At 40.3% G+C, this 23,420-nt stretch carries 19 protein-coding genes; 17 read left to right on the top strand and 2 right to left on the bottom strand.

What is annotated here, in order from left to right; all coding sequences use genetic code 11:
• Nucleotides 1–21 precede the first annotated feature (21 nt).
• Nucleotides 22–1,203 carry a metal-dependent hydrolase family protein gene (locus ACW0TQ_RS18265; RefSeq protein ID WP_042533546.1) on the bottom strand — a complete coding sequence of 394 codons (1,182 nt, stop codon included), beginning with the start codon at nucleotides 1,201–1,203 and terminating at the stop codon, nucleotides 22–24.
• 319 nt (nucleotides 1,204–1,522) lie between these two features.
• On the opposite strand from ACW0TQ_RS18265, the gene ACW0TQ_RS18260 reads away from it, so the two are divergent.
• From ACW0TQ_RS18260 to ACW0TQ_RS18190, 15 genes are all read left to right on the top strand, one after another.
• A complete protein-coding gene (locus tag ACW0TQ_RS18260) occupies nucleotides 1,523–3,109 on the top strand; it encodes an ATP-binding protein (RefSeq protein ID WP_052485038.1) in 1,587 nt (528 codons plus the stop codon).
• Complete coding sequence (locus ACW0TQ_RS18255; protein ID WP_042533547.1) at nucleotides 3,106–3,789, top strand: response regulator transcription factor; 684 nt, start codon at nucleotides 3,106–3,108, stop codon at nucleotides 3,787–3,789. The genes ACW0TQ_RS18260 and ACW0TQ_RS18255 overlap by 4 nt, the downstream gene beginning before the upstream one ends.
• Before the next feature lie 192 nt (nucleotides 3,790–3,981).
• Nucleotides 3,982–4,956: a tripartite tricarboxylate transporter substrate binding protein gene (locus ACW0TQ_RS18250; protein WP_042533548.1), complete on the top strand. Its 975-nt coding sequence runs from the start codon at nucleotides 3,982–3,984 to the stop codon at nucleotides 4,954–4,956.
• A gap of 13 nt (nucleotides 4,957–4,969) precedes the next feature.
• Nucleotides 4,970–5,422 (top strand): tripartite tricarboxylate transporter TctB family protein, encoded by a 453-nt coding sequence (locus tag ACW0TQ_RS18245; RefSeq protein ID WP_042533549.1) that lies wholly within the window; start codon nucleotides 4,970–4,972, stop codon nucleotides 5,420–5,422.
• A 15-nt stretch (nucleotides 5,423–5,437) separates the two neighbouring features.
• Nucleotides 5,438–6,931: a tripartite tricarboxylate transporter permease gene (locus tag ACW0TQ_RS18240; protein ID WP_042533550.1), complete on the top strand. Its 1,494-nt coding sequence runs from the start codon at nucleotides 5,438–5,440 to the stop codon at nucleotides 6,929–6,931.
• 675 nt (nucleotides 6,932–7,606) lie between these two features.
• A complete protein-coding gene (locus ACW0TQ_RS18235; RefSeq protein WP_042533551.1) occupies nucleotides 7,607–8,026 on the top strand; it encodes a nucleotidyltransferase substrate binding protein in 420 nt (139 codons plus the stop codon).
• On the top strand, nucleotides 8,007–8,243 hold the full coding sequence (locus ACW0TQ_RS18230; protein WP_341172876.1) for a nucleotidyltransferase domain-containing protein: 237 nt from the start codon (nucleotides 8,007–8,009) through the stop codon (nucleotides 8,241–8,243). The genes ACW0TQ_RS18235 and ACW0TQ_RS18230 overlap by 20 nt, the downstream gene beginning before the upstream one ends.
• Before the next feature lie 417 nt (nucleotides 8,244–8,660).
• Nucleotides 8,661–10,445 (top strand): sigma-54-dependent Fis family transcriptional regulator, encoded by a 1,785-nt coding sequence (locus ACW0TQ_RS18225; protein WP_042533552.1) that lies wholly within the window; start codon nucleotides 8,661–8,663, stop codon nucleotides 10,443–10,445.
• Between the two features lie 144 nt (nucleotides 10,446–10,589).
• Nucleotides 10,590–11,783 (top strand): iron-containing alcohol dehydrogenase, encoded by a 1,194-nt coding sequence (locus ACW0TQ_RS18220; protein WP_193064154.1) that lies wholly within the window; start codon nucleotides 10,590–10,592, stop codon nucleotides 11,781–11,783.
• A gap of 32 nt (nucleotides 11,784–11,815) precedes the next feature.
• Complete coding sequence (locus ACW0TQ_RS18215; protein WP_193064153.1) at nucleotides 11,816–13,147, top strand: GntP family permease; 1,332 nt, start codon at nucleotides 11,816–11,818, stop codon at nucleotides 13,145–13,147.
• Between the two features lie 27 nt (nucleotides 13,148–13,174).
• The gene (locus ACW0TQ_RS18210; protein WP_042533554.1) at nucleotides 13,175–14,635 is read left to right on the top strand and encodes a CoA-acylating methylmalonate-semialdehyde dehydrogenase; all 1,461 of its coding nucleotides are present in this window, start codon (nucleotides 13,175–13,177) and stop codon (nucleotides 14,633–14,635) included.
• Between the two features lie 173 nt (nucleotides 14,636–14,808).
• Complete coding sequence (locus ACW0TQ_RS18205; protein WP_042533555.1) at nucleotides 14,809–15,468, top strand: FadR/GntR family transcriptional regulator; 660 nt, start codon at nucleotides 14,809–14,811, stop codon at nucleotides 15,466–15,468.
• Between the two features lie 33 nt (nucleotides 15,469–15,501).
• Nucleotides 15,502–17,178, top strand: a complete 1,677-nt coding sequence (locus ACW0TQ_RS18200) for a dihydroxy-acid dehydratase (protein ID WP_042533556.1) — start codon at nucleotides 15,502–15,504, stop codon at nucleotides 17,176–17,178.
• Nucleotides 17,179–17,243: 65 nt separating this feature from the next.
• Nucleotides 17,244–18,593, top strand: coding sequence for a GntP family permease (locus tag ACW0TQ_RS18195; RefSeq protein WP_256706093.1), 1,350 nt, complete (start codon nucleotides 17,244–17,246; stop codon nucleotides 18,591–18,593).
• A gap of 286 nt (nucleotides 18,594–18,879) precedes the next feature.
• Nucleotides 18,880–19,479, top strand: a complete 600-nt coding sequence (locus tag ACW0TQ_RS18190) for a short chain dehydrogenase (RefSeq protein ID WP_256706094.1) — start codon at nucleotides 18,880–18,882, stop codon at nucleotides 19,477–19,479.
• A 106-nt stretch (nucleotides 19,480–19,585) separates the two neighbouring features.
• Here the strand turns inward: ACW0TQ_RS18190 and ACW0TQ_RS18185 are convergent, their stop codons facing one another.
• Nucleotides 19,586–20,467, bottom strand: a complete 882-nt coding sequence (locus ACW0TQ_RS18185) for a LysR family transcriptional regulator (RefSeq protein ID WP_455725886.1) — start codon at nucleotides 20,465–20,467, stop codon at nucleotides 19,586–19,588.
• Nucleotides 20,468–20,589: 122 nt separating this feature from the next.
• Here ACW0TQ_RS18185 and ACW0TQ_RS18180 point away from each other — a divergent pair, with 122 nt between their 5' ends.
• Together ACW0TQ_RS18180 and ACW0TQ_RS18175 are read left to right on the top strand one after the other, a co-directional pair.
• Nucleotides 20,590–22,047: a CoA-acylating methylmalonate-semialdehyde dehydrogenase gene (locus ACW0TQ_RS18180; RefSeq protein ID WP_276540063.1), complete on the top strand. Its 1,458-nt coding sequence runs from the start codon at nucleotides 20,590–20,592 to the stop codon at nucleotides 22,045–22,047.
• Between the two features lie 20 nt (nucleotides 22,048–22,067).
• Nucleotides 22,068–23,414, top strand: a complete 1,347-nt coding sequence (locus ACW0TQ_RS18175; protein WP_256706097.1) for an aspartate aminotransferase family protein — start codon at nucleotides 22,068–22,070, stop codon at nucleotides 23,412–23,414.
• Nucleotides 23,415–23,420 lie beyond the last annotated feature (6 nt).

Here is a 23,420-nt window from a genome sequence, read left to right as displayed (position 1 = left end):
GTCCAGTTGTTTTCTGTAGAGTTATTCTACTTTCTTCCCTTTTTTATAAACAATTTTATCCGCTTGGACAGCTTTGATATCCTCCAATGGATTTTCTTCAATAATAATAAAATCAGCAAGCTTGCCTGTCTCAATAGAGCCTGCATAATCATTTATTTTCAACAGTTCTGCTGCATTGATAGAAGCTGATTGTAATGCCTGCAATGGTGTTAAACCAGCATCGACCATCTGTTCAAGCTCTTGAGAGGGCCCTTTCTCAAAGTCATTATAAGCAGTTCCGGAGTCTGTCCCCATTGCGATTTTAATTCCAGCCTTCGCTGCTTTGCCAATACTTTCAATATGTGCTTCTTGAACAGCAAGTGATTTTTTTACCATAAAATCAGGCAGTTTTTCCGGATGTTGATTGATTGCCCAAGGTGCCATTAAGGTTGGAACAAGATAAGTATCATTATCCAGCATCATCTGGATGGCTTCATCATCTAAATAAATCCCATGTTCAATCGAATCTACTCCAGCACGGATGGCGTTTTTGATTCCTTCTGTTCCTTGAGCATGTGCACAGGCAGTATAGCCTTTATGATGTGCCTCGTCCACCGCAGCACGCATTTCCTCGACGCTAAGCTGAACATCATTAGGTGTTTCCCCATCCATACTGACGCCGCCGGTTGCCATGACTTTAATATTTCGTGCTCCATTTTTAATATTGGTGCGGGCATGTTTACGAATCTCATCTACGCCGTCCGACTCCCATCCGAGTTCTACGCCATGCCCGCCTGTCATTACGATGGCAGGACCGGATCCGATAATTCCAGGGGCTGTTATTTTATTTTCTTTTTCTAATTTAGATAACTGTAAATCAATGTTGTCAGAAGAACCAACATCACGTATATACGTAACGCCGTGTTTTAAAAGTTTATTCAGGTTATCAATTGCAATATACGTGTTTACGACGGCTCCCGTCTGAGATGCATTGACCGAAGAAAGGCCGCCGATTTTGAAGAAAGGATCTAAGATAATATGCGTGTGGGCGTTGATTAAGCCGGGCATGACATATTTCCCTTTTAAGTCGATCGTTTCATCTGCGTTTGCTGTTTCTTTGTTGATAAATTGGCCTGCTTCTGTATCTACAGCAAAGTCAATCCCTTCAAAATCCGTATTTTTGCCGGTAAACACCTTGGCATTTTTAAATAAGATGGTTGTCATTCTTGTCTCTCCTCGTGATAGGTTTTTCTAAGGGTGTGTGAAATATTTTAGAATAAAGAACAATATATCATAAAAAGAGAAGAAATTGTGAGAAAAAGTTCTAGTTAAATTGAGGAGATGTTATAAACCTACTATGTGTATTTTGTTTGTAAGGGTTTTCTTTCATGTGACAAGAACAAAAGAGATAATCCATATTGTATATAGAAACAGGGCTACAACGAATCTAGTTCTCTTGCCCCAACACCAGATTTCCGATAAACTGATAATGCCATTACATAAAACGAAATAGTCTCATGGATCAATAGAAAAGGAGGTATAAATGTTTTCTTTGATTAAAAATATGACGATTCGAAAGCGGATTGTCTTTATATTTCTGACTTTATCTACTTTTCTTATTTTATTATTTATTTCTGTGTTTGCTTATTTTGAGATTGGCAATGCCCAGGATACATACAAGCAATTATCCAGACAGACGGCTAATGGACTGGCCTTTATGCCGGCTTTGGAGGAAGCTGTCAGCAGCAGTGACCATGACGAATTACAGGGAATTATTGACCGTGTGCGGCTGCAGGCAGAAAATCCGGTTGTGACCGTAGTTACACGAGACGGAGAATATATTATCCATCCAGATGAAAACCACATCGGTATAACGGAAGAAACAGAGCAATTTGACCAGACGCTGTTATATGGCTCTTATGTGACAGAGTCTGGGGAAGGGGCGCTTGGACCTGCTATTATGACCACTGCACCAATCTATGAAGAGGTGGATGCCAATGGCGGGGAAAGAATTATCGGTGCGGTTACAGTCGAGTATTTGGAAGAATCGATCAACGCTATCATAGTAAGTAAGCTCACAAGATTAGTTATCGTGGCATCCATTGGGATGATTCTTTGCGTTGGCGGAGCGTTGTTTTTAGCCAGAAGTATTCAGGAGGATACGCTGGGCATTGAGCCTGCAGTTATCGCAGAAATGTTCCGTGAGCGGGAGGCCATGTTAAACGCAGTAAAAGAAGGGATTATTGTGATTGATGATAAGCAAGCGATTTCCTTGATTAATCCCTCTGCGAAGGCATTACTAGATTCATCGATGGAGCTCCGGCAGTCGATTCAACTGCTTGGCCTGCCGGAGACGCTTTTCTCTGGAAAGCCGAGCTATGATGAGGAAAAAGTCTACCAAGGGAAAACATTTATTACGAATTGCATTCCTTTATATGAAAATAAACAGATTGTCGGTGCGATTTGCAGTTTTCGAGATAAAACAGATATGAAGCAGCTTCAAGAAACAGTGATGCAGATAGAGGGCTATGCAGATAGCCTGCGTGCCCAGACACATGAATTTAAAAATAAGATGTATGTGCTGTTGGGGTTAATCCAGCTTGAGCAATATGAGGAAGCGTTAAAAGTGATTCAAGAAGAAACCGCTGATAAGCGACAAGCATTCCCAATGTTAAAGAACATTAAAGACCCTGGAGCGCAGGCAATTTTATTAGGGAAACTAGCGAAGGCGGCTGAGAAAAAAATAGCACTTATCATAGAAGAAGCAAGTCATTTGGATAAAACGAAAATAGCTGCTGCAGATATGGCTATCATGCTTGGCAATTTATTAGATAACGCCATGGATGCTGTACTAGAATCGGAGGAACAGAGAATCACCGTGATGGTTACTGATGTTGGAAGTGATATTGTGATAGATATAGAAGATACAGGGCCGGGAATGACGAAAGAACAGACTGGGCAGATTTTTACCAGAGGATATTCCAGCAAAGGGGAAAATAGAGGCTATGGTCTGTTTCATGTCTATGAAGCGGTGAAAAAGTATTGTGGAGAGATGGAAGTGACTTCCCCAGCTGAAGGTGGAACTGTGTTTTCTATCTATTTACCAAAAGGAGAAGAGGTGAAAAAATGAATGTGGTTATTGCAGAAGATGATTATCGGGTAGCTTTATTGCATGAAAAGTATCTGCAGGCTTTTTCAGAGATCACAGTTGTTGGCAGAGCGCTGAATGGCAAAGAACTCAAGGAGCTGATAGAAAAAGAGAAAGTAGATCTGATCATCCTTGATATTTATTTTCCTGATATATTAGGGACAGAATTGCTTCATTACCTGCGAATGCATTCTCCGGATCTGGATATTATTATGGTCTCTGCATCTACAGACCGGCAGCATTTGCAGCTGGCAAAACGTTATGGCGTATACCAGTACTTAATTAAACCAGTGACGGTGGATGATTTTACAAATACGGTAAAACAATATGTAAAGGATCGGATATGGTTTGAAGAAACGGGAGAATTTAAAGCGAACGATACCGATTATTTTTTGACAGGGGGATACCAGCGAAGCATAGAAGAAAAAGGGACAAATATGCCTTTGCCGACAGGGATTGATTCCATTACATTAGAAAAAGTAAAAGCAGCGTTAAGGGAGCATCCAGAAGGGGTAACCATCGATAAGATGTGCCAGCTGGTCGGGATTTCAAGAACAACGGCCAGACGATATTTGGAGCATATCGTATCTGACGAAGAAGCTACTACCATTTTAAATTATGGGGTTATCGGCCGGCCGGAAAGAAGATATATTTTACAGTAAAACCTCAAAACATCCTGGTATCAGGGTGTTTTTTTATTCTCTTTTTTTCACTTAATGGATAAAAAGGACGAAAAGGCATTAAAGAATGTTAAGTGAATAAAATTCGAAATATTGTTTTTCCTCTTTGGGTTTGCAATAATTACCCTATCATTGAAAGCGTTTACTTAATTATTTATTTTGAGAGGTGTTGACATGAAGCGTTTATGCTTATTATTTATTGGCTGTATTCTTCTGGCAGGATGTTCAGAGAATACCAGTGAAGGGAAAGGGACCTTTCCTGAAAAAAACATAGAGATTATTGCTCCGGCAAGTCCGGGCGGCGGATGGGACAGGACAGCGCGTTCTGCACAGCGGGCGATGAATGCGGACGGGACCGTAGAAGAGGATATTACAGTAGTGAACAAGCCTGGAGGCGGCGGGGAAGTAGGCTGGCAATATTTGATGCAGCAGGATGCGCATTTTGCTGCATTAAATTCCAGTCTATTAATTACAGGTCCATTGCTTGGTCAGACAGAATTAACCCATGAAGAATTTACGCCATTAGCCATGTTATCTACGGAATGGCTTGCTGTGGCAGTCCGGGAAGATGCAGGGATTGACAGCGGTACAGAGTTATTGGAGCAGTTGAAGGAAGATCCAAAGTCGCTGGTGATTGGTGTCAGTCCATCTTTAGGAAGCGGGAATCATCTGGCCTTTGTCCAAGCTGTGATTGAATACGGCATTGATCCGACAGAATTACAGTTCCTTGTTTACAGCAGCGGCGGCGATATTATGAATGCATTACTTGGCGGACACATCGATGTCACCAGCAATTCGTTATCTGACCTGTCCGAACAATATTTAGCAGGAGAAGTGGATATATTAGCTGTTACATCGCCAGAAAGACTAGACGCATTTCCGGATATACCAACCTGGAAAGAGCAGGGTATTGATATGGAATTTCCGCATTGGCGCGGAATCATGGGCCCTCCGGGAATGAGTGAGGAGGAAATTGCTTCCTGGGACCTTTATTTGAGTGAAATGGTAGAAACAGAAGAATGGCAAACAGATTTAGAGAATAATAATTTGGAAGAATTCTATATGAACAGTGAAGAAACAAAGGAATTTTTACAAGATCAAAATGAATTTTTTGAAGGTATAGTAGAGGATTCTGGCTTAACGCCTTAGGAGGGAAAATAGGATGCAGGTAGCAATACGGTATGCCATGCCTGTCATGTTTATTATTGGCAGCGTTATCTATGGCACGATGATTATACAATTAGATCCGGCAACATTAGGCAACCCGGATGGACCAAAGTTTTTTCCTTTATTTGTTTGTGCTGGATTGCTGGTATTTTCTATCGCAGATTTAGTCAATGTACGTAAACAAATATATGCGAAGAATAAAGATTTAGAGCTGATTGCCCAGCTGAAATCATTTAAATTAATTGCAATCATTATTGGAATTTGCGTGATATATACGCTTATTTTTGAACATGTCGGTTATTTGATTGCAACGATATTATTTATGGGAGCACTTATGTTTTATTTAAACGGAATGAAGAAATGGCTCTTGAATGTAGTTGTAACACTGGTTGTTTCTGTTTCAACCTGGTATGGCTTCACAGAGCTGCTGCAAATAAGTCTGCCTTAGAGGAGGAGTGCGAGAATGGATGTAAATATTATTTTAGATGGATTATGGACAGCGCTCCAGCCTGCTAATTTGTTATGGCTTTTACTTGGAGCAGTTCTTGGTACAATTGTCGGTATTCTGCCGGGGCTTGGAGCGGCAACAGGAGTGGCAGTGCTTATTCCATTAACGTTTGGAATGGAGCCGGTCAGCGCATTGATTTTAATGGCAGCGATTTACTACGGAGCTTTATTTGGAGGCTCCCGCAGCTCTATTCTGATTAATACGCCGGGAGATGGTTCTTCGATTGCAGCTACGTTTGACGGATACCCGATGACGAAGAAGGGACTGGCAGGGCAGGCGATGTCTATTGCTGCGATGGCTTCGCTGATTGGCGGTGTGATGGCAATCTTCGGATTTATCTTTTTAGCAATACCGCTGGCAAATTTTGCATTAAATTTTGGGCCGGCTGAGTTTTTGCTGTTGTTCCTATTTGCCTTATCTGCTGTGGTGACCTTATCGCAAGGAAATATTATTAAAGGCTTTTTAACCATGTTTTTAGGATTGGGTATCAGTACAATCGGAGTGGATTTGCAATCCGGCGTACACCGCTTCACCTTTGGATTGCCGCATTTAACAGATGGTATTAATTTTATTGTGATTATCATCGGTATTTATGCCATAGGGGAAGTGCTTTATAATTTACTTAAACCGCAATACTCTGGAAAATCAAATGGGCAGGACATCGGGAGCAAGTGGTTTACGAAGGAGCAGTGGAAGCGATCGCTTGCCCCGATTATCCGAAGCGGCCCGATCGGATTCTTCCTCGGTGTACTTCCCGGTTCTGGCGGAACGATTGCTTCTTTGTTATCTTATAGTACAGAAAAACAAATATCCAAAAATAAAGATGAATTCGGCAAGGGTGCTGTAGAAGGACTGGTTGCACCAGAATCCGCAAACAGTGCATCGGCTGTCGGCTCGCTGATTCCGATGCTGACCATGGGGATACCTGGGTCCGGGACAACAGCAGTGATGCTGGGAGCACTTGTTATGATTGGAATCACACCGGGACCTTTGTTATTTGAAAATAGTCCGGATACGATTTGGACGCTGATCAACAGTATGTTTATTGGAAACATTATCTTAGTAATTATTAATATCTTAATGGTCGGTATGCTGGTGAAAATCTTAAAAACACCGCCGAATGTGCTTTATCCGATTGTTCTTATTCTTTCCTTCTTAGGGGCATATACGCTTGGATACAGTACAATTGATTTTTATATTTTAATTATTGCCGGTGTTATTGGGTTGTTGATGCGTATTCTGAATTACCCTGTTGTACCGTTAATTCTTGCTTTGATTGTTGGAGGAGATATGGAGCAAAATTTCCAGAGAGCAATGATTGTTTATGATTCTCCAATGGATATTTTATTTGCTTCTCCGATTGCGATTGTTCTTGCTTTGCTGACTGTTTTATCCCTTTGTTATCCATTGATTGCGAAGGTTTTTAAGAGAAGAAAGGCAGTGAAATAAAATATCATATACAAAAAAGCGAACATCTATTATTAACAAATAGGTGCCGCTTTTTTTGTTTGTAATTCTTTCGCACATTAAAAAGTAATTTCAATTCTATAGAAACAGGCGTTGATCGTTCCTTCGATAACACCCTTGACAAAGAATAAAAGGTGAAGTGTAAAGCACCGCTGTGGCGAACCATTTTGCTTTCCGACGTACAAATGTTTTCGATGGGACGAGTAATCGCAGTCCCAGGACGTACTAGTGCAGACGTTGCAACAACTCTTTTCGATGGGGTGAGTAATCGCAACCCCAGGACGTTGCGATGTTAGTCTGCCTAGGGGCACGCTCTTCAGCTAACTTTTGCCAAGAAGAGCACTTGGCAAAAGTGAATCTTCAGATGGTGCTGATTCCTCAGGAGTCAAAAGTCAAAACGATCCGCCTCTGCTAGCAGGATATTCTATCCGTGAAAAACAACTCACCAAATAGACATTTGATCAGATAGAACATATTTTATATGCTTTTGATAAAATATTTGGGAATATTTTAAAAGAGTAGTACGACCTAATGAAAAAGTATTTAACTCTGCGAACTATTTTGAATTACCATCGGTCTGCCCATATAGCGTGCATTATAGTAAAATACATAACAATAAACTTGTTGCGTTTAAATATATAGAGGGAGCAATAATATATGTCGGCAAGAAAGACATTGCAGAGCTTAGCTAACTTGGAGAAAGCAATCGGAAGACTGGAAGATGCTCTAAATGAAGGTGCAAAGAATAGCTTGTTTATCGATGGAACAATTCAACGTTTTAAGACTGCGTTTGAGCTTTATTGGAAAACGTTAAAACGAATGCTTGAAGAAGAAGGGATTGAAGCAAAATCCCCCAGAGAGACATTAAAACAAGCATATGCAGTAGATTGGATTCAAAATGAACAAGCTTGGCTGCAAATGCTCCGTGATAGAAATGAAACCTCCCATGTATATGATGAAAAGAAGGCAAGAGATATTTATGAAAATATTGCAGGTTATTTCCCTGAAATGAAGGAGACCTTTAAATTTCTAAAAGAAAAGTATAAAGAAGGAGGGAGTGGATTTTACGATGATTGAGCAAAAAATCATAAATCAGTTAACTCATGTTGGTCAACGTATCAATACCATTCATAAAATTATTCTTTTTGGATCAAGAGCTGTTGGGGATTATACACTAAAATCTGATATTGATTTAGCATTTGTTGCTCCAAATATGACGAAGGAAGAATGGGTGGAATTAACATTTGCTTTAGAAGAGGAGTTAGATACATTGCTATTTTTGGATTTGATTTAAGTATGAAGATGCTCCAGAAGAGTTAAAAGAGGAGATTTTGAAAAGCGGAAGGGTGATTTATTCGGAAGGAGCAGTTATTGATAAAAAGACTTCTTAGAAGCAAATACACTTAACTATAGCATAGTTGATTTTTATATTTTAATTATTTTATTGCCTGTGAGATAGATTTATTATTGAATGCAGGAGGAGAAAGGCAGTGAAATAAAGAAGATTTCAACATGTAAACACAGTATCTATGGTGATTTCTACATCGATAGATGCTGTGTTTTTTAACGTATACGAAACATTATTTGTACGGTTATCACAGGTGAAATTGAAATGAATTCTCTTATAAGACTATGGTATACTCAGTTGTAGAAGCATAATCAAGATAATATAATCAAAGCATTTAGCATTATATTTTTGGAGGAAGATAACATGCTGCAAATGAATTCACAAGAGCTATTAAATGAAGAAAATGGTCAAGCCGGCAATTGGATGAGAAGGAATCCGGAGATCATTTATTTAAATGAAACTGTAAAAGCTGCAGCAGCGCTTCTTCATAATTTGGCAGCCGATTTCCTTCCTGTTGTAGGGGAATCTATGAATCCGGTTGGAATCATTACGTCCAAAGCAATCCTGAAAGCGTACCTGGATGGGGAAAACGAAGCGTCGATTGCGAATTATATATCACAGGAGGATTTTTCGATTATTCGAGCCGATGAGTTCATCATCGATTTTTATAAAATGCCGTATACTTACTTTTTTGCAGTTAATGAGAAGCAGCAGCTGACAGGCGTATTAACAAGAAAAGAAATACAGCAATGTTTATCGTTTTATATGAACGAGCTGAGTCAAACCTCTCATACTGCCGAAATTTTGGATGTTATTCTTGAAAGCGCTTATGAAGGGGTTGCTGTTGTTAATCAGGAAGGAATCATTATTGAGTTTAATGAAGCCTACAGCCGTTTTACTGGAATTGATCAGAAGGATGCTGTCGGACGACCAGTACAGGAAATTATTGAGAATACCAATCTGCATCATACAGCCAGAAATGGAATGCCGGAGCGGGGAGTTATCCAATACATCCAAGGGCAGCCGATGGTGGTGCACCGGATACCGATATGGAGAGAAGAAAAGCTGGTGGGCGCAATCGGGATGCTTATTTTTGAAGGCGTAACAGAGCTATATCAAATCTATGATCGGTTTTTGGAAAAAACGATGCAGACAGCTGTAAATAAAGACAGAGTGAAGCAGCCTTTGCAGGAGAACAGAATAGAGCATGCATCGATTGAAAAAATTAAGGGATCCAGTGAACAGATAACGGATGTGAAGCGGATTACCCGAAAAGTTGCCAAAACAGATGCAACCGCTTTAATCACAGGGGAAAGCGGAACTGGGAAAGAAATGTTCGCTAAAAGCATCCATGAGCTGAGTTATTATCAACATGGTCCATTTATCAGTGTCAACTGCGGCGCCATACCGGAGCAGCTTTTTGAGTCTGAAGTATTTGGCTATGCAGATGGTGCCTTTACAGGTGCGAGAAAAGGCGGGAAACCGGGAAAGTTAGCATTAGCTAAAGGAGGGACACTGTTTTTAGATGAGATTGGTGAAATGCCTGAGATGATGCAGACAAAATTATTGCGTGTGCTGCAGGAAAAGGAATTTGAACGGGTAGGAGCAGTTCAAAAAGAAAAGCTGGAGGCAAGAATCGTTGTAGCGACAAATCAGAATTTGTTAGAAATGGTTCGGGAGGGAACCTTTAGAGAGGATTTATATTATCGGATCAACGTTATTGAAATCCCGATACCGCCGTTAAGAGAGCGTCCGAAAGACATCCCGGTACTGATTTCTCATTACTTATCGAGTTTGTGTAAGAAATATGATGTTCCGGATAAAGAAGTAACACCTGAAGCAATGGCTGTTTTTATGAATTATGCCTGGTATGGAAATATCCGAGAGCTGATAAATACAATGGAAAAGTTAGTTATTTTAGTTGAATCCGATACCATCGATGTAGACCATCTTCCAAACTATTTGAAGCGTTTTGACCTGCTGGAGACGCCTTACGTCTTCCAGCGGGAAGTGAAGAATAAAGAAAAAGAAGTTCTGATGAAAGCGCTGGAAGAGAACAGAGGCAACAAATCAAAGGCAGCGAAGGAACTCGGGATGCACCGTACGACATTATATAAAAAAATGAAAAAGCATGGTTTGGATAAATAGTGTAGCAGAATAACTACAACTTTTCAGTGAAGTGTAGCTGTTTAGCTACACTTTTTGTTTTAAAACGCTTACAGCAGCGCTCTAAAAATTTGGCATGATTTTTGCTATTTAAAAAGTGAAAGAAAGAGAGAAGGAGAGATACTTATGGGAGAGAGTAATGTGTTTCGTACACCACAGACTATTCATTATGGAAAAGATGCTTTTAAAAAGATAGGGAAGGAAGCATCGGAAAAAGGGCAGAAGGCGCTGATTATCAGTGACCGTATCATGGAGAAGCTTGGTTATGTCAGCGAGTGCAGAGATATCCTTTTGCAGGGACGGATTGAAAGCGCTGTCTATTTAGGGGTTGAATCAGAGCCGACAGATGTTTATGTTGCTGAGGCATTGGAATTATGTAAAAAAGAAAAATGTGATGTCGTTATTTCCGTAGGTGGAGGCAGCTGTATTGATACGGCCAAGGCAGTAGCTGTCGCTGCAGTAAATGGGATTTATATTGGAGAGTATATGGGTGGAAAGAAACAAATAGAGCAGCAGCCGCTTCCGCATATAGCAGTGCCGACTACAGCCGGAACAGGTTCAGAAGCAACAGATGTTACCGTAATCACTGATACAACGAATGATGTCAAGATGATGATTAAGCAGCCATTACTGATGCCGAATGTAGCGATTGTAGACCCTGTTCTAAGCATATCATCGCCTAAATCCGTTACAGCTGCTACCGGGATTGATGCTTTAAGTCATGCGGTGGAGGCTTATATTTCGAAAAAAGCACAGTCCATGACAGACACGCTGGCTTTATCGGCGATTGAACAAATCGTAAAGAATATAAGAACGGCCTATAACGAAGGAGAGAATGTGGCTGCCCGGGAAGCAATGTCTATTGGATCCATGCAGGCGGGGATGGCTTTTTCCAATGCCTCGGTGTGCTTAGTGCATGGCATGTCCAGACCGATTGGAGCGTTGTTCCATGTACCGCATGGGATTTCTAATGCAATGCTTCTTCCTGCTGTGCTTGATTTCAGCAGAGATGATTGTGTGAATCGATTAGCTGATTTAGCGAAATTTTTTGATGCGGACGCAGATAGGCTTTCTAAAGAGGAAGCTGCAGATCTGACGGTTTATGAAGTAAAAAAACTGTGCTATGAGTTAGATGTTCCTAATTTACAAGGCTGGGGAATCGATCAGAAGAATTTTGAAGCAGCTGTCAGTAAAATGGCGGAAGATGCAATGGCAAGCGGCAGCCCGCAAAATAATCCGAGAGTACCAACAAAAGAAGAGGTAGAGGAGCTTTATCATGTTTGTTTCTCGTATCAGTTTAGCATAGAAAAAACGTCGTAATAGAAGGGATGATATCAAGGGGGATAAATGGGATGGAAATAATCAGTTTTATCGGATTGATAGCTGCGCTTGCTTTGCTCGTCTATCTGACAATGAAGGGAATTCATATTATCGTTGCTGCGCTGATCAGCTCAGTAGTTATAGCTGTTACAGGGGGATTGAATTTAGAAACAGCATTACTGGATAATTATATGACGGGCTTTACAGGGTATTTTGCTTCATGGTTTTTAGTATTTTTATTGGGTGCTATTTTTGGAAAGTTTATGCATGAAACCAAATCAGCGGAAAGTATTGCCCAGTGGATTAAAAAGAAATTCGGCGTCAAACGGGCCGTGTTTGCCGTGGTAGCGGCAGCAGCAGTGATGACATATGGAGGGGTAAGTTTATTTGTAGTTGGCTTTGCGGTCTACCCAATTGCTGTTTCCCTGTTCCGTGCGGCCAATCTGCCGCATCGTTTTATTCCTGCTGCACTTATTTTTGGATCGATTTCGTTTACGATGACTGCACCGGGATCACCGGAAATACAAAATATTATTCCAACAGAATTCTTTGGAACTACACCGACAGCAGGCGGCTGGATTGGAGTTTTATGCTCCCTGCTGATTATGATTGCCGGCGGATTGTACCTTGGATCAATGGTGAAGAAAGCGGTTGCCGGCGGGGAAGAATTTTCTCCTCCAAAATCCGTTCTGGAAAAAGAAAAAGAGGAGGCAGCTGCCGCTGTGGAAGAAAATGAATCACAGGCGCTGCCGAATATTGTGGTTGCTATTTTACCTCTCTTTTTAGTTATTGTTTTACTAAATATATTAGGTCAGTTTATGAACCCGACAACGGCATTATTAATTGCATTAATTGTAGGGATTGCTGTTTCCTGCTTAACGATGTTGAAATTTCTTAAGGAATTTTGGAGTTCAATGGCAGCAGGAACACAAAATGCACTGGTTGCACTGGCAAATACCTGTGCGGTCGTTGGTTTTGGAAGTGTTGCCGCAGAGGTATCGGCATTTGATACCTTGATAACTGGACTTGTTAATCTGCCTGGACCGCCATTATTGGGACTGGCTATTGGGGTAACGGTTATTTGCGGAATTACTGGTTCGGCCTCTGGCGGGTTAGGGATTGCACTGCCTATTCTAGCGCCTATTTATTTGGCGCAAGGAGTAGACCCTGGTGCAATGCATCGTGTTTCTGCGTTAGCATCCGGCGGTCTGGATTCGCTTCCGCATAATGGAGTCGTTGTTACGACGGTAAGAGCTATTTGCGGCGAGACGCACAGCCGGGCATATAAACCCGTTTTCCTTGTTAGTATTATTGTTCCAAGTATCGTATTAGTATTGGCGATTGTGCTTTACAGTCTTATTTAATAAAGAATATTACAGGAGGTTTTTTCATTGACACAGACAACAGTAGAAACATTAAAAAATTATGTAGGCGGAAAATGGATCGAAGCGAAAACAGCAAAAACAGAAGAGGTAGTGAACCCGGCGACAGGAGAAGTGCTTGCTCACGTGCCGTTATCTACTTTAGAGGATATTAATTATGCAATAGAAACAGCTGCAGAGGCATTTGAAACCTGGAAAGAAATTCCGGTACCAAAACGTGCCCGGATTCTATTTAAATACCAGCAGCTTCTTGTTGATAATCATGAGGAACTGGCAAAGCTGATCACTCTTGAAAATGGTAAAAACTTTGCGGAAGCGTATGGAGAAGTACAAAGAGGAATCGAAAATGTAGAATTCGCAACAGGAGCGCCGTCATTGATGATGGGAGAGCAGCTTGCTTCGATTGCAACAGAGTTGGAATCCGGATTATACCGTTATCCAATCGGAGTTATTGGAGGAATCACACCGTTTAATTTTCCAATGATGGTGCCGTGCTGGATGTTTCCGATGGCGATTGCGACTGGAAATACGTTTGTAATGAAGCCTTCTGAACGGACACCGCTGCTTGCCAATCGTTTAGCGGAATTACTGGAAGAAGCTGGTCTCCCGGGCGGTGTGTTCAATATCGTTCACGGCGCACACGATGTCGTAAACGGATTATTAGATCATCCGCAAGTGGCAGGGATTTCATTTGTCGGTTCGCAGCCGGTGGCCGAGTATGTCTACAAACGCGGGACAGATAATTTAAAACGGGTACAGGCTTTGGCAGGCGCAAAGAATCATTCGATTGTTCTGCAGGATGCCAACCTGGATAATGCTACAACACAAATTATGAATGCGGCATTTGGTTCGGCTGGCGAGCGCTGTATGGCAGCTTCTGTAGTAGCAGTAGAGGACAGCGTTGCAGATGAATTTATCAAGCTTTTGACACAAAAAGCCAATGGAATTCAAATTGGTAATGGTTTAGATGAAGGAATTTTCCTTGGACCAGTGATACGTGACAAGCATAAAGAACGTACGTTAAGCTATATTGAAGCTGGACAAGAAGAAGGGGCTAATCTGGTTCGGGATGGCCGAAAAGATGAAGCTGTGAAGGAAAAAGGCTATTTTGTCGGTCCGACCATTTTTGATCAAGTTACTTCGGAAATGAAGATATGGCAGGATGAGATTTTTGCGCCTGTATTATCTATCGCTCGTGTGAAGGATTTAAGTGAAGCAATTGAACTGTCTAATCAATCACGCTTTGCGAATGGAGCATGTATTTTTACCAGAGATGGGGGAAGCGTCCGTCAATTTCGGGAAACCATTCATGCAGGAATGCTTGGTGTGAATATTGGTGTACCGGCGCCAATGGCATTTTTCCCCTTCTCCGGGTGGAAGGATTCGTTTTATGGGGATTTACATGCCAATGGGAAAGACGGGTTACATTTCTATACGAGAAAGAAAGTTATTACGACGAAATGGGTGTAAGGAGAAAGAGAGGTCGCTGTATTTTTGCAGCGGCTTCTTTTTTTTGTTTGTAAGCAAGCTTCTAGTCATCAAATAAGTAAAATAGATTTTATAATTTTTAAAATAGTATATTGCAAAGCTAACTTATCTGATGTATATTATATTCATCAGATAAGTTGAGAGGAGGTATCTTTTTGAGAGGGAATTTTAACACAGTATACGATAAATTAAAAGACGAAATTATGAGCGGAAGTCTTGAGGAAGGCACAAAGTTACTTTCTTTGGCTAAGTTATCTGATAAGTATGATGTTGGCGTGTCTACTGTCAGAGAGGTATTGAGAGCGCTGCAAAGCCAGTCTTTTGTTAAAATCGAGCAAGGAAGAGGCACATTTGTTACATACGATGCAAAAAGAAGCAATGACTCTATATCGAAATCAGAAGTAAGAGATTTAATGGATTTAACCAGTTTTAGAACAATGGTGGAACCTTCTTTTGCTGGAATTGCTGCAGTACAAGCATTTCAATTTGAGATTGATTTAATTGTTGAGTCAGCAAATAAGATGGCGGAGTTAGCTAAAAAAGGAGAAGACACCAAAGAAGAGGATTTAACTTTTCATCTATTAATAGCTAAAGCAACGCATAATGCTTATACGATAAAATTTTATGAGGATTTTCAAGAGCAGTTATCGATGGGAAGAAAACATACCAATGTTCCAGGAATGATTGAAAAGGCAGCACATTATCATTTGATGATAGCGGAAGCAATCAGAACTAGAAATAGCAGTCAGGCAAAGATGTACATGCAGGCGCATATGGAATCAAATGAAGAATTAGCTTTAAATTTGTTATTCTAAATTTCTTAATTTTTAACAACGAGGTGAACTATTTTGAAAAGGGTTACATCATATGGAGACAAAGGATTTAGTGAGTATATAAAAATGGCGTTTCAAAGAAATCTTGGATATGACGAGAATGATTATAATAAGCCTATTATTGGGATATGTAATACGTTTAGTGAAATCAACAGATGTCATGCACATTTAAAACCGATAATTAATTCTATAAAAAATGGAATTTTAATGGCAGGAGGGATTCCTCTTGAATTTCCAACGATTTCTGTTGGAGAAATGTTTACCAGTCCTACTACGATGCTGTATAGAAATCTAGTAGCGATGGACACGGAAGAAATGATAAGTGCACAGCCTATTGATGGTGTTGTTCTTATTGGAGGCTGTGACAAAATGGCCCCAGGACAATTGATGGGAGCTTTTAGTGCCAATAAACCTGCCATTCTATTTACTGGAGGTCCGATGGAAAATGGTGAATATAAAGGGAAGACTCTGGGAGCCTGCAGTGACTGTAGACATTATTGGCAAGAATACAAGGCAGGGACAATCTCGGAGAAAGAATTATCCGAGATAAATGCCCAATTAGCTCCAACAAATGGACATTGTATGGTCATGGGATCAGCGAGTACGATAGCTGCTTGTTCAGAGGCATTAGGCATCATGCTTCCAGGGAGCTCTACTCCTCCAGCTACAGTGAATGAACGATTAAGAATGGCAAAAGAAACAGGAAAAGCTATCGTTAATTTAGTGGAAAAAGATATAAAACCTGCCGATTTTATTACGAAAAATTCATTTGAAAACGCTATCACCACTTTAATGACAGTAGGCGGTTCAACCAATACGGTTATACATTTAATAGCAATAGCTAAAAGACTTGGGATTGATTTAACATTAGATGACTTTGAAAAAATATCGCAAAGAACTCCGATATTAGCTAATTTAAGACCGGCAGGAGAATTCCAAATGCAAGAATTTTATCATGCGGGAGGCGTTTCTGCATTATTAACAGAGTTAAAACAGCTGCTGCATTTAGAAGAATTAACGGTTTCGAATAAAACGCTTGGAGAAAATATTGAAGGTGCAGAAGTAATAGAAGAATATAGAAAGATAATTAAACCATTTCATAAGCCGCTTTATAAAAATGGAGGGATTAAATTATTAAAAGGGAATCTAGTACCTTCCGGGGCAATTATAAAGCCCAAAGCAATAGCAAACCCTAAATTAATGAAGCATACTGGAAAAGCTATCATATTTGATTCCATACAAGAGATGGAGGAGAAAATAAATGATGATAATTTGCAGGTAGATGAAAGCAACGTGTTGGTATTAAGAAATGCCGGACCCGTTGGTGCGCCTGGAATGCCAGAAGCGGGAGGGATCCCTATTCCCAAAAAACTTTTAAAAGAAGGAATCAGGGATATGGTTCGAATTTCAGACTGCCGGATGAGTGGAACGGCTTCCGGTACCGTGGTTCTTCATGCTGCACCTGAAGCCGCTGTTGGAGGGCCGTTAGGTCTTTTGAAAAATGGAGATAAGATACATTTGGATATAGAAAATGGAATTCTTGAAGTACTGGTTTCTGAGGATGAATTACAAAAGAGAAAAGAGTTTTGGAAGCCTCCTGTATTTAAAGAAGGACGAGGCTATCCCCAGTTATACAGAAATCATGTTCTTCAAGCCTCAGAGGGGTGTGATTTTGATTTTTTACTCCCTTAAGCAATAGTAATCTAGTGAATACCCTTGAATAGAGCAGTATATAAAAGAAGGAGGATTAATATTTTATGGAAAGTACTGCGTGGATTATTACGGTAGGAATACTAGCGATGGTAATATTACTTTTTCTGATTATCAGAACAAAGCTTCAAGCCTTTTTAGCCCTGATTATAGCCAGCTTATTTGTAGGGCTAGCTGTTGGCATGCCGCCGCAGGAATTATTGGCACATATCGAAGAGGCGATGGGTGGTACGCTTGGTTTTGTGGCATTAATTATTGGAATTGGAACAATATTCGGGGAAGTATTGAGAGCATCCGGGGCATCTGAAAAATTGGCTTTAACCTTGATGGACAAATTTGGAGAAAAGAATATTGTCTGGGCGCTAGGGGCAAGCGGATTTCTGATTTCTATAGCTGTTTTTATTGATGTTGCTATCGTCATATTGGTTCCGTTAACCTATGCCTTAGTAAGGAAATCAAAAAAATCATTACTTTATTATGGAATTCCTTTAACAGCTGGTCTTAGTGTTACGCATACGTTTATTCCTCCAACACCCGGACCTATTGCAACTGCAAGTATAATCGGTGCTGATTTGGGTTATGTCATTTTATTTGGAGTAATTGCAGGTATCCCAGCCATGATAATTGCCGGACCGCTTTTTGGAAAATTTATATCGAAAAAAATTCATGTAGATGTTCCTGAACATTTTAAAGAATCAGAGGTAAACTATGATCCAGATAAACTGCCGGGATTTGCCGGTGTTGTTATTATGTTGATTGCACCGCTGATTTTAATTTTAGGAAATACTACGGCAGATTTATTATTGGATGAAGGAAATATAGTTAGAGAAATTCTGATGTTTATTGGAAATCCTATCATTGCCTTATTAATTGTAAGTCTTTTAACCATATGGTTATATGGAACAAGGCGAGGTTTTACTAAAGGGGAACTGCAAAAAATAACTACAAGAGCTTTAGAACCGGCAGGGATAATCATTTTGATAACTGGTGCTGGAGGAGTATTTGGACAAACGTTGATAGCTACTGGAATTGGAGACATTCTTGCGGATGCAATGCAGCAAATTAATATGCCGATTATCTTATTCGGATTTATCACTGCAGCATTAATTCGAATAACACAGGGATCAGGAACAGTATCAATGATTACTGCTGCCAGTCTGGTTTCACCTTTAATCCAGCATTTTGATGTCAGTGAACCAATGCTAGGATTGGTGACAATCGCAATTGCTTGTGGAGGGACTGCTTTTTCTCATGTGAATGATTCCGGTTTTTGGATGGCGAATAGATATTTTGGAATGAGTGTAGCCGACACGTTAAAGTCTTGGACAGTTATGAAAACGTTAGTTGGATTAACTGGATTAGCAGTTGTTTTAATATTAAGTTTATTTATAAAGTAAATATAGAGTGCTCCATCGATCTTATGCCTTTTAGAAATATATAAGATGGATGGAGTTTTTATTTATTGCTTTAAATAATAGGAATTCTTTTTTGCCTCTACTTTTCAAAATTTATCAAGAAGAACCGTCCGTAAACCTCCCGCCTCAAAATAAAGCATGAAAATAAATTTATCTTGTTGAATAGTTATCTAAAAACGGAATGAGCTAGAATCTATGCATTTTAAAAAACACTATGAGATACTGTACACAGAAAATTAGAACTATAGTTAGAAGAGGAGAGATAATCATGAAAATACTATTAGTCGGAGCAACTGGCTCCATCGGAGAAGTAGCGTATGAAGAATTAAAGGACGATGCAGAAATCATCCAAGCCAGCCGGAACACTTCAGAATATCCAGTAGATATTACCTCTGAAGCAAGCATTAGAGCGCTTTTTAAAAAGGTGGGCGAGGTAGACGCCATCATTTGCGCAGCAGGCTCGGCTCATTTTGCAACCGTGGATGAACTGACACCTGAACAGAATATGATTGCGGTAAACAGTAAGCAGCTGGGACAGGTGAACTTAGTATTAATTGGTTTACATTATCTGAGAGACAACGGAAGCATTACGCTGACAACGGGTGTTTTGATGGATGATCCATTGAAAACAGCATCCTCATCGGCGATGGCCAATGGCGGTGTATCCGCGTTTGTTAAATCAGCAGCCATTGAAATGCCGCGTGGAATCCGGATTAATCATGTCAGTCCATCGATGCTGGAAAAATCAAAAGAAAAATATGGTAAACTATTCCAAGGATTTGAACCTGTATCTTCCAAACGGATTGGCTTAGCTTATCGAAAGAGCGTTTTTGGTGCGCAGACTGGCCAGGCTTATAAGGTTTATTAAGCAATTTAAAAATTATTGTTTAACTAGACAAATAGAAAGCAGATCAATTTAGCTGTAATTGGTCTGCTTTCGTATGAGCAATAAAAATATGAAAATAAGGACGTCTTTATAATTGAAAAGGTTCTTCATAAAGTTCTTTGGTAATAGAGACAAAAAGCTGCGTAGCATGGGACGGGCTAGTTGGCGTACATAGTCCTATAATTCGATAAGCATCCTCTTTTAATTTGATAATCCGAATACTTTTAGATGTTTTTTCTCTTTGCAGTACTAGCTCCGGTCTAATATTTATTCCGAAATTTGCTTCAACCAGCGCAATAATCGGCAAATCTTCAGATACTTCATATTTAATATTGGGAGATAGATTATATTTTGAAAATAGTCCATTGATTTCATCATCCCAGCTCTTTTTGGGTTTGATAAACGGATAGGAAGACAACTCCTTTACGCTGATTTCGTTTCTGGAATGTAAAGGATGCTGATTGGAAACAATACAAAATAATTCATCTTTTTTTAGCGGTGAAAAGGTTAGACCGCTGTTTTCAATCGGAGTATTAAAACAACAATCCAATTCCCCGGTCAGCACCCTTTTTTCAAGGGATTCATAATCACCTTCATGAATATTCACTTCAATTCCTGGATACTCCTCCTGCATTTTCATAACAATGTCAGGAATCCAATTGCCTGTCACACTGGAAAAAGAACCTACATTCACCGTTCCGGTCTTCAACCCATTCAAATGGCTTGCTTCCTGCATTAACGCCTCATTCATTTTTTCTATCTGCAACGTATACTGATAAATTTTTTCTCCTTCTTTGGTTAAGGTAATTCCATTTCTGTTTCGATTCAATAATTTTAAATTTAAATCAGATTCCAAACTTTTAATCGCGTTACTGAGTCCGGGCTGCGTAAGGTGAAGTTCCTCTGCTGCTTTGCTGATATTTTTCAGCTGAATTACTTTATTAAATATTTCATATCGCTGCAATGTCATGGGCGTGCTCCTTACTATCATTTTTTTGAATGGTAGACATAATGAATATTTATTTTACTTATGCTAATTATCTAAATAAAATGAGAATATGTCAAACAAATTCCAATTAAAGGGGGCATACGATGTCGACGATAAGAACGGTTGAACAGATAAGTAATTTTATAAATGGGGAATGGGTAGAACCCACTTCAGGAAATTATACAGAAGTTTTTAATCCAGCAACGGGAGAAGAAATTGGCAAGGTTCCGATTTCAGGATTTGAAGAAATTGATAGCGCTGTCAAATCAGCGGAGCTTGCTTTTAAAGAATGGAGAAGAGTTGCTGTTCCAAAAAGAGCGCGAATGCTATTTAAATATCAGCAATTATTAATTGAAAACAGGGAAGAGCTGGCTGAAATCATCACATTAGAAAATGGAAAGACATTTGATGATGCAACGGGCGAGGTACAAAGAGGAATTGAATGCGTAGAATTTGCTGCTGGTGCTCCAACCTTGATGATGGGAGAGCATCTGCCGGATATCGCTACAGGAATCGAATCGGGAATGTATCGCTACCCGATTGGAGTCGTCGGCGGGATTGCACCATTTAATTTTCCGATGATGGTTCCATGCTGGATGTTTCCGTTAGCTATTGCCTGCGGGAATACATTTATTTTAAAGCCATCTGAAAAAACGCCATTGCTTGCTAACCGATTGGCTGAAATTTTTAAAGAGGCCGGTTTGCCTGACGGTGTATTGAATATTGTTCATGGTTCCAACGATGTTGTGAATGGAATTTTAGAACACGAAAAAATTAAAGCGGTATCATTTGTCGGGTCTCAGCCTGTTGCAAAATATATTTATCAGACAGCTGCAGCAAATGGAAAGCGTGTCCAGGCGCTAGCCGGTGCTAAAAATCACAGCATTGTGTTAGAGGATGCAGATTTAGATAATGCAGTATCAAATATTACTGCTGCAGCATTTGGCTCAGCTGGGCAAAGATGTATGGCAGCCTCTTTAGTAGTTGCTGTTGGAGATGTTGCAGATAAACTGACGGAACGCTTGAAGCAGGCAGCGGATAATGTGGTTATCGGAGATGGGGCGGATAAAGCATCTTTTCTTGGACCAGTTATCCGGAAAGAACAAAAGCAAAGAACGTTAGATTATATTGAAACTGGTTTAGAAGAAGGGGCGACCTTACTGAGAGACGGAAGAGAAGATAAGAAAGACAGTGACGGATATTTTGTCGGGGCAACGATATTTGATCATGTTCGCACCGATATGAAAATTTGGGAAGATGAAATGTTTGCGCCAGTGCTTTCGGTTGTACGTGTGAATACGATTGATGAAGCAATCGAGGTAGCGAATGCATCGGAATTTGCGAATGGAGCCTGCTTATACACGGATAGTGCAAAGGCTATAAGAACATTCAGAGAGGAAATAGATTCCGGGATGCTAGGGATTAACTTAGGCGTTCCTGCTCCAATGGCATTCTTCCCGTTTTCAGGATATAAGAATTCATTTTATGGAGATTTACATGCAAATGGCAAGGACGGTGTTCAATTTTATACGCGAAAGAAAATGGTGACGGCGCGTTATTAAGTGTATAAGGAGGTTGGCCAATGCTTCAATCGATGAATCAAGCAAATGATATTAAGCAAAAAGATGCTAAACAGCTCTGGCACGCAATGAGAGGGTCTAAACCCGATCCGAATCTTCTGGTTGCGGAAACTGCTGAAGGAGCGTGGGTGACAGATATTGACGGAAATAAATACTTAGATGGAATGTCTGGATTATGGTGCGTTAATGCCGGTTATGGACGGACGGAAATTGCACAGGCAGCATATGAACAATTGGAAAAGCTGGCATATTTTCCGCTGGCACACAGTCATCAGCCGGCGATTCAATTGGCTGAGAAGTTAAACAGCTTTCTAGATGATGATTACGTGTTCTTTTTCTCTAATAGCGGTTCGGAAGCAAATGAAACAGCCTTTAAGATAGCGAGGCAATACCATCAGCATAAAGGAGAAGGACAGCGGACAAAATTTATTTCCAGATATCGTGCTTACCATGGAAATACCATGGGAGCGCTCGCTGCAACCGGCCAGGCTGAAAGAAAATATAAGTATGAGCCGTTAGCACAAGGTTTTTTGCATGTAGCACCGCCTGATCTTTATCGCAACCCGGACGATGAAAAGACTTTATCCTCTGCGGAAGCAATTAATGAATTAATGACATGGGAGCTTAGCTCAACCATCGCCGGTGTGATTATGGAGCCGATTATTACCGGAGGAGGCATTCTGATGCCGCCTGAGAATTATCTGAAGCGGGTCAAAGAAATCTGTGAGGCGCATGGAGCATTGCTGATTGTCGATGAAGTTATTTGCGGCTTTGGCAGGACGGGCAAACCGTTCGGATTTATGAATTATGATGTAAAACCGGACATTATTACGATGGCAAAAGGAATTACAAGTGGTTATATGCCTTTATCAGCTACTGCAGTCAGAAGAGAAATTTTTGAGCAATTTGACGGTGAAGATATATACGATCGTTTCCGTCATGTGAATACGTACGGCGGGTCCCCAGCAGCCTGTGCTGTAGCTTTAAAGAATATTGAAATTATGGAAGAGGAAAATCTCTTCCAGCAGTCGGAACAGCTGGGAGCACGATTACTAGAAGATTTTCAAGATTTATTAACGCATCCCAATGTCGGGGATGTCCGCGGGAAAGGCTTGTTGCTGGGAATAGAGCTGGTAGAGGAGAAACAGACAAAGGAACCAATTCATGTCGATAAAATCAATCAGATTGTAGCTAAATGTAAGCAAAGCGGATTGCTGGTTGGTAAAAATGGGGATACGGTTGCCGGCTTTAATAATATTCTTCAGCTGGCTCCACCGCTCAGTATTACAGAAGAGGATTATCAATTCATCGTCAAAACAGTGACGGAGAGCATTTCAGAGTTGAATTGATTGGAT

It is taken from the genome of Oceanobacillus sp. M60 (assembly GCF_053839645.1).
Note: the sequence above shows the minus strand (reverse complement) of the source record. Positions and strands in the feature narration are given on the sequence as shown.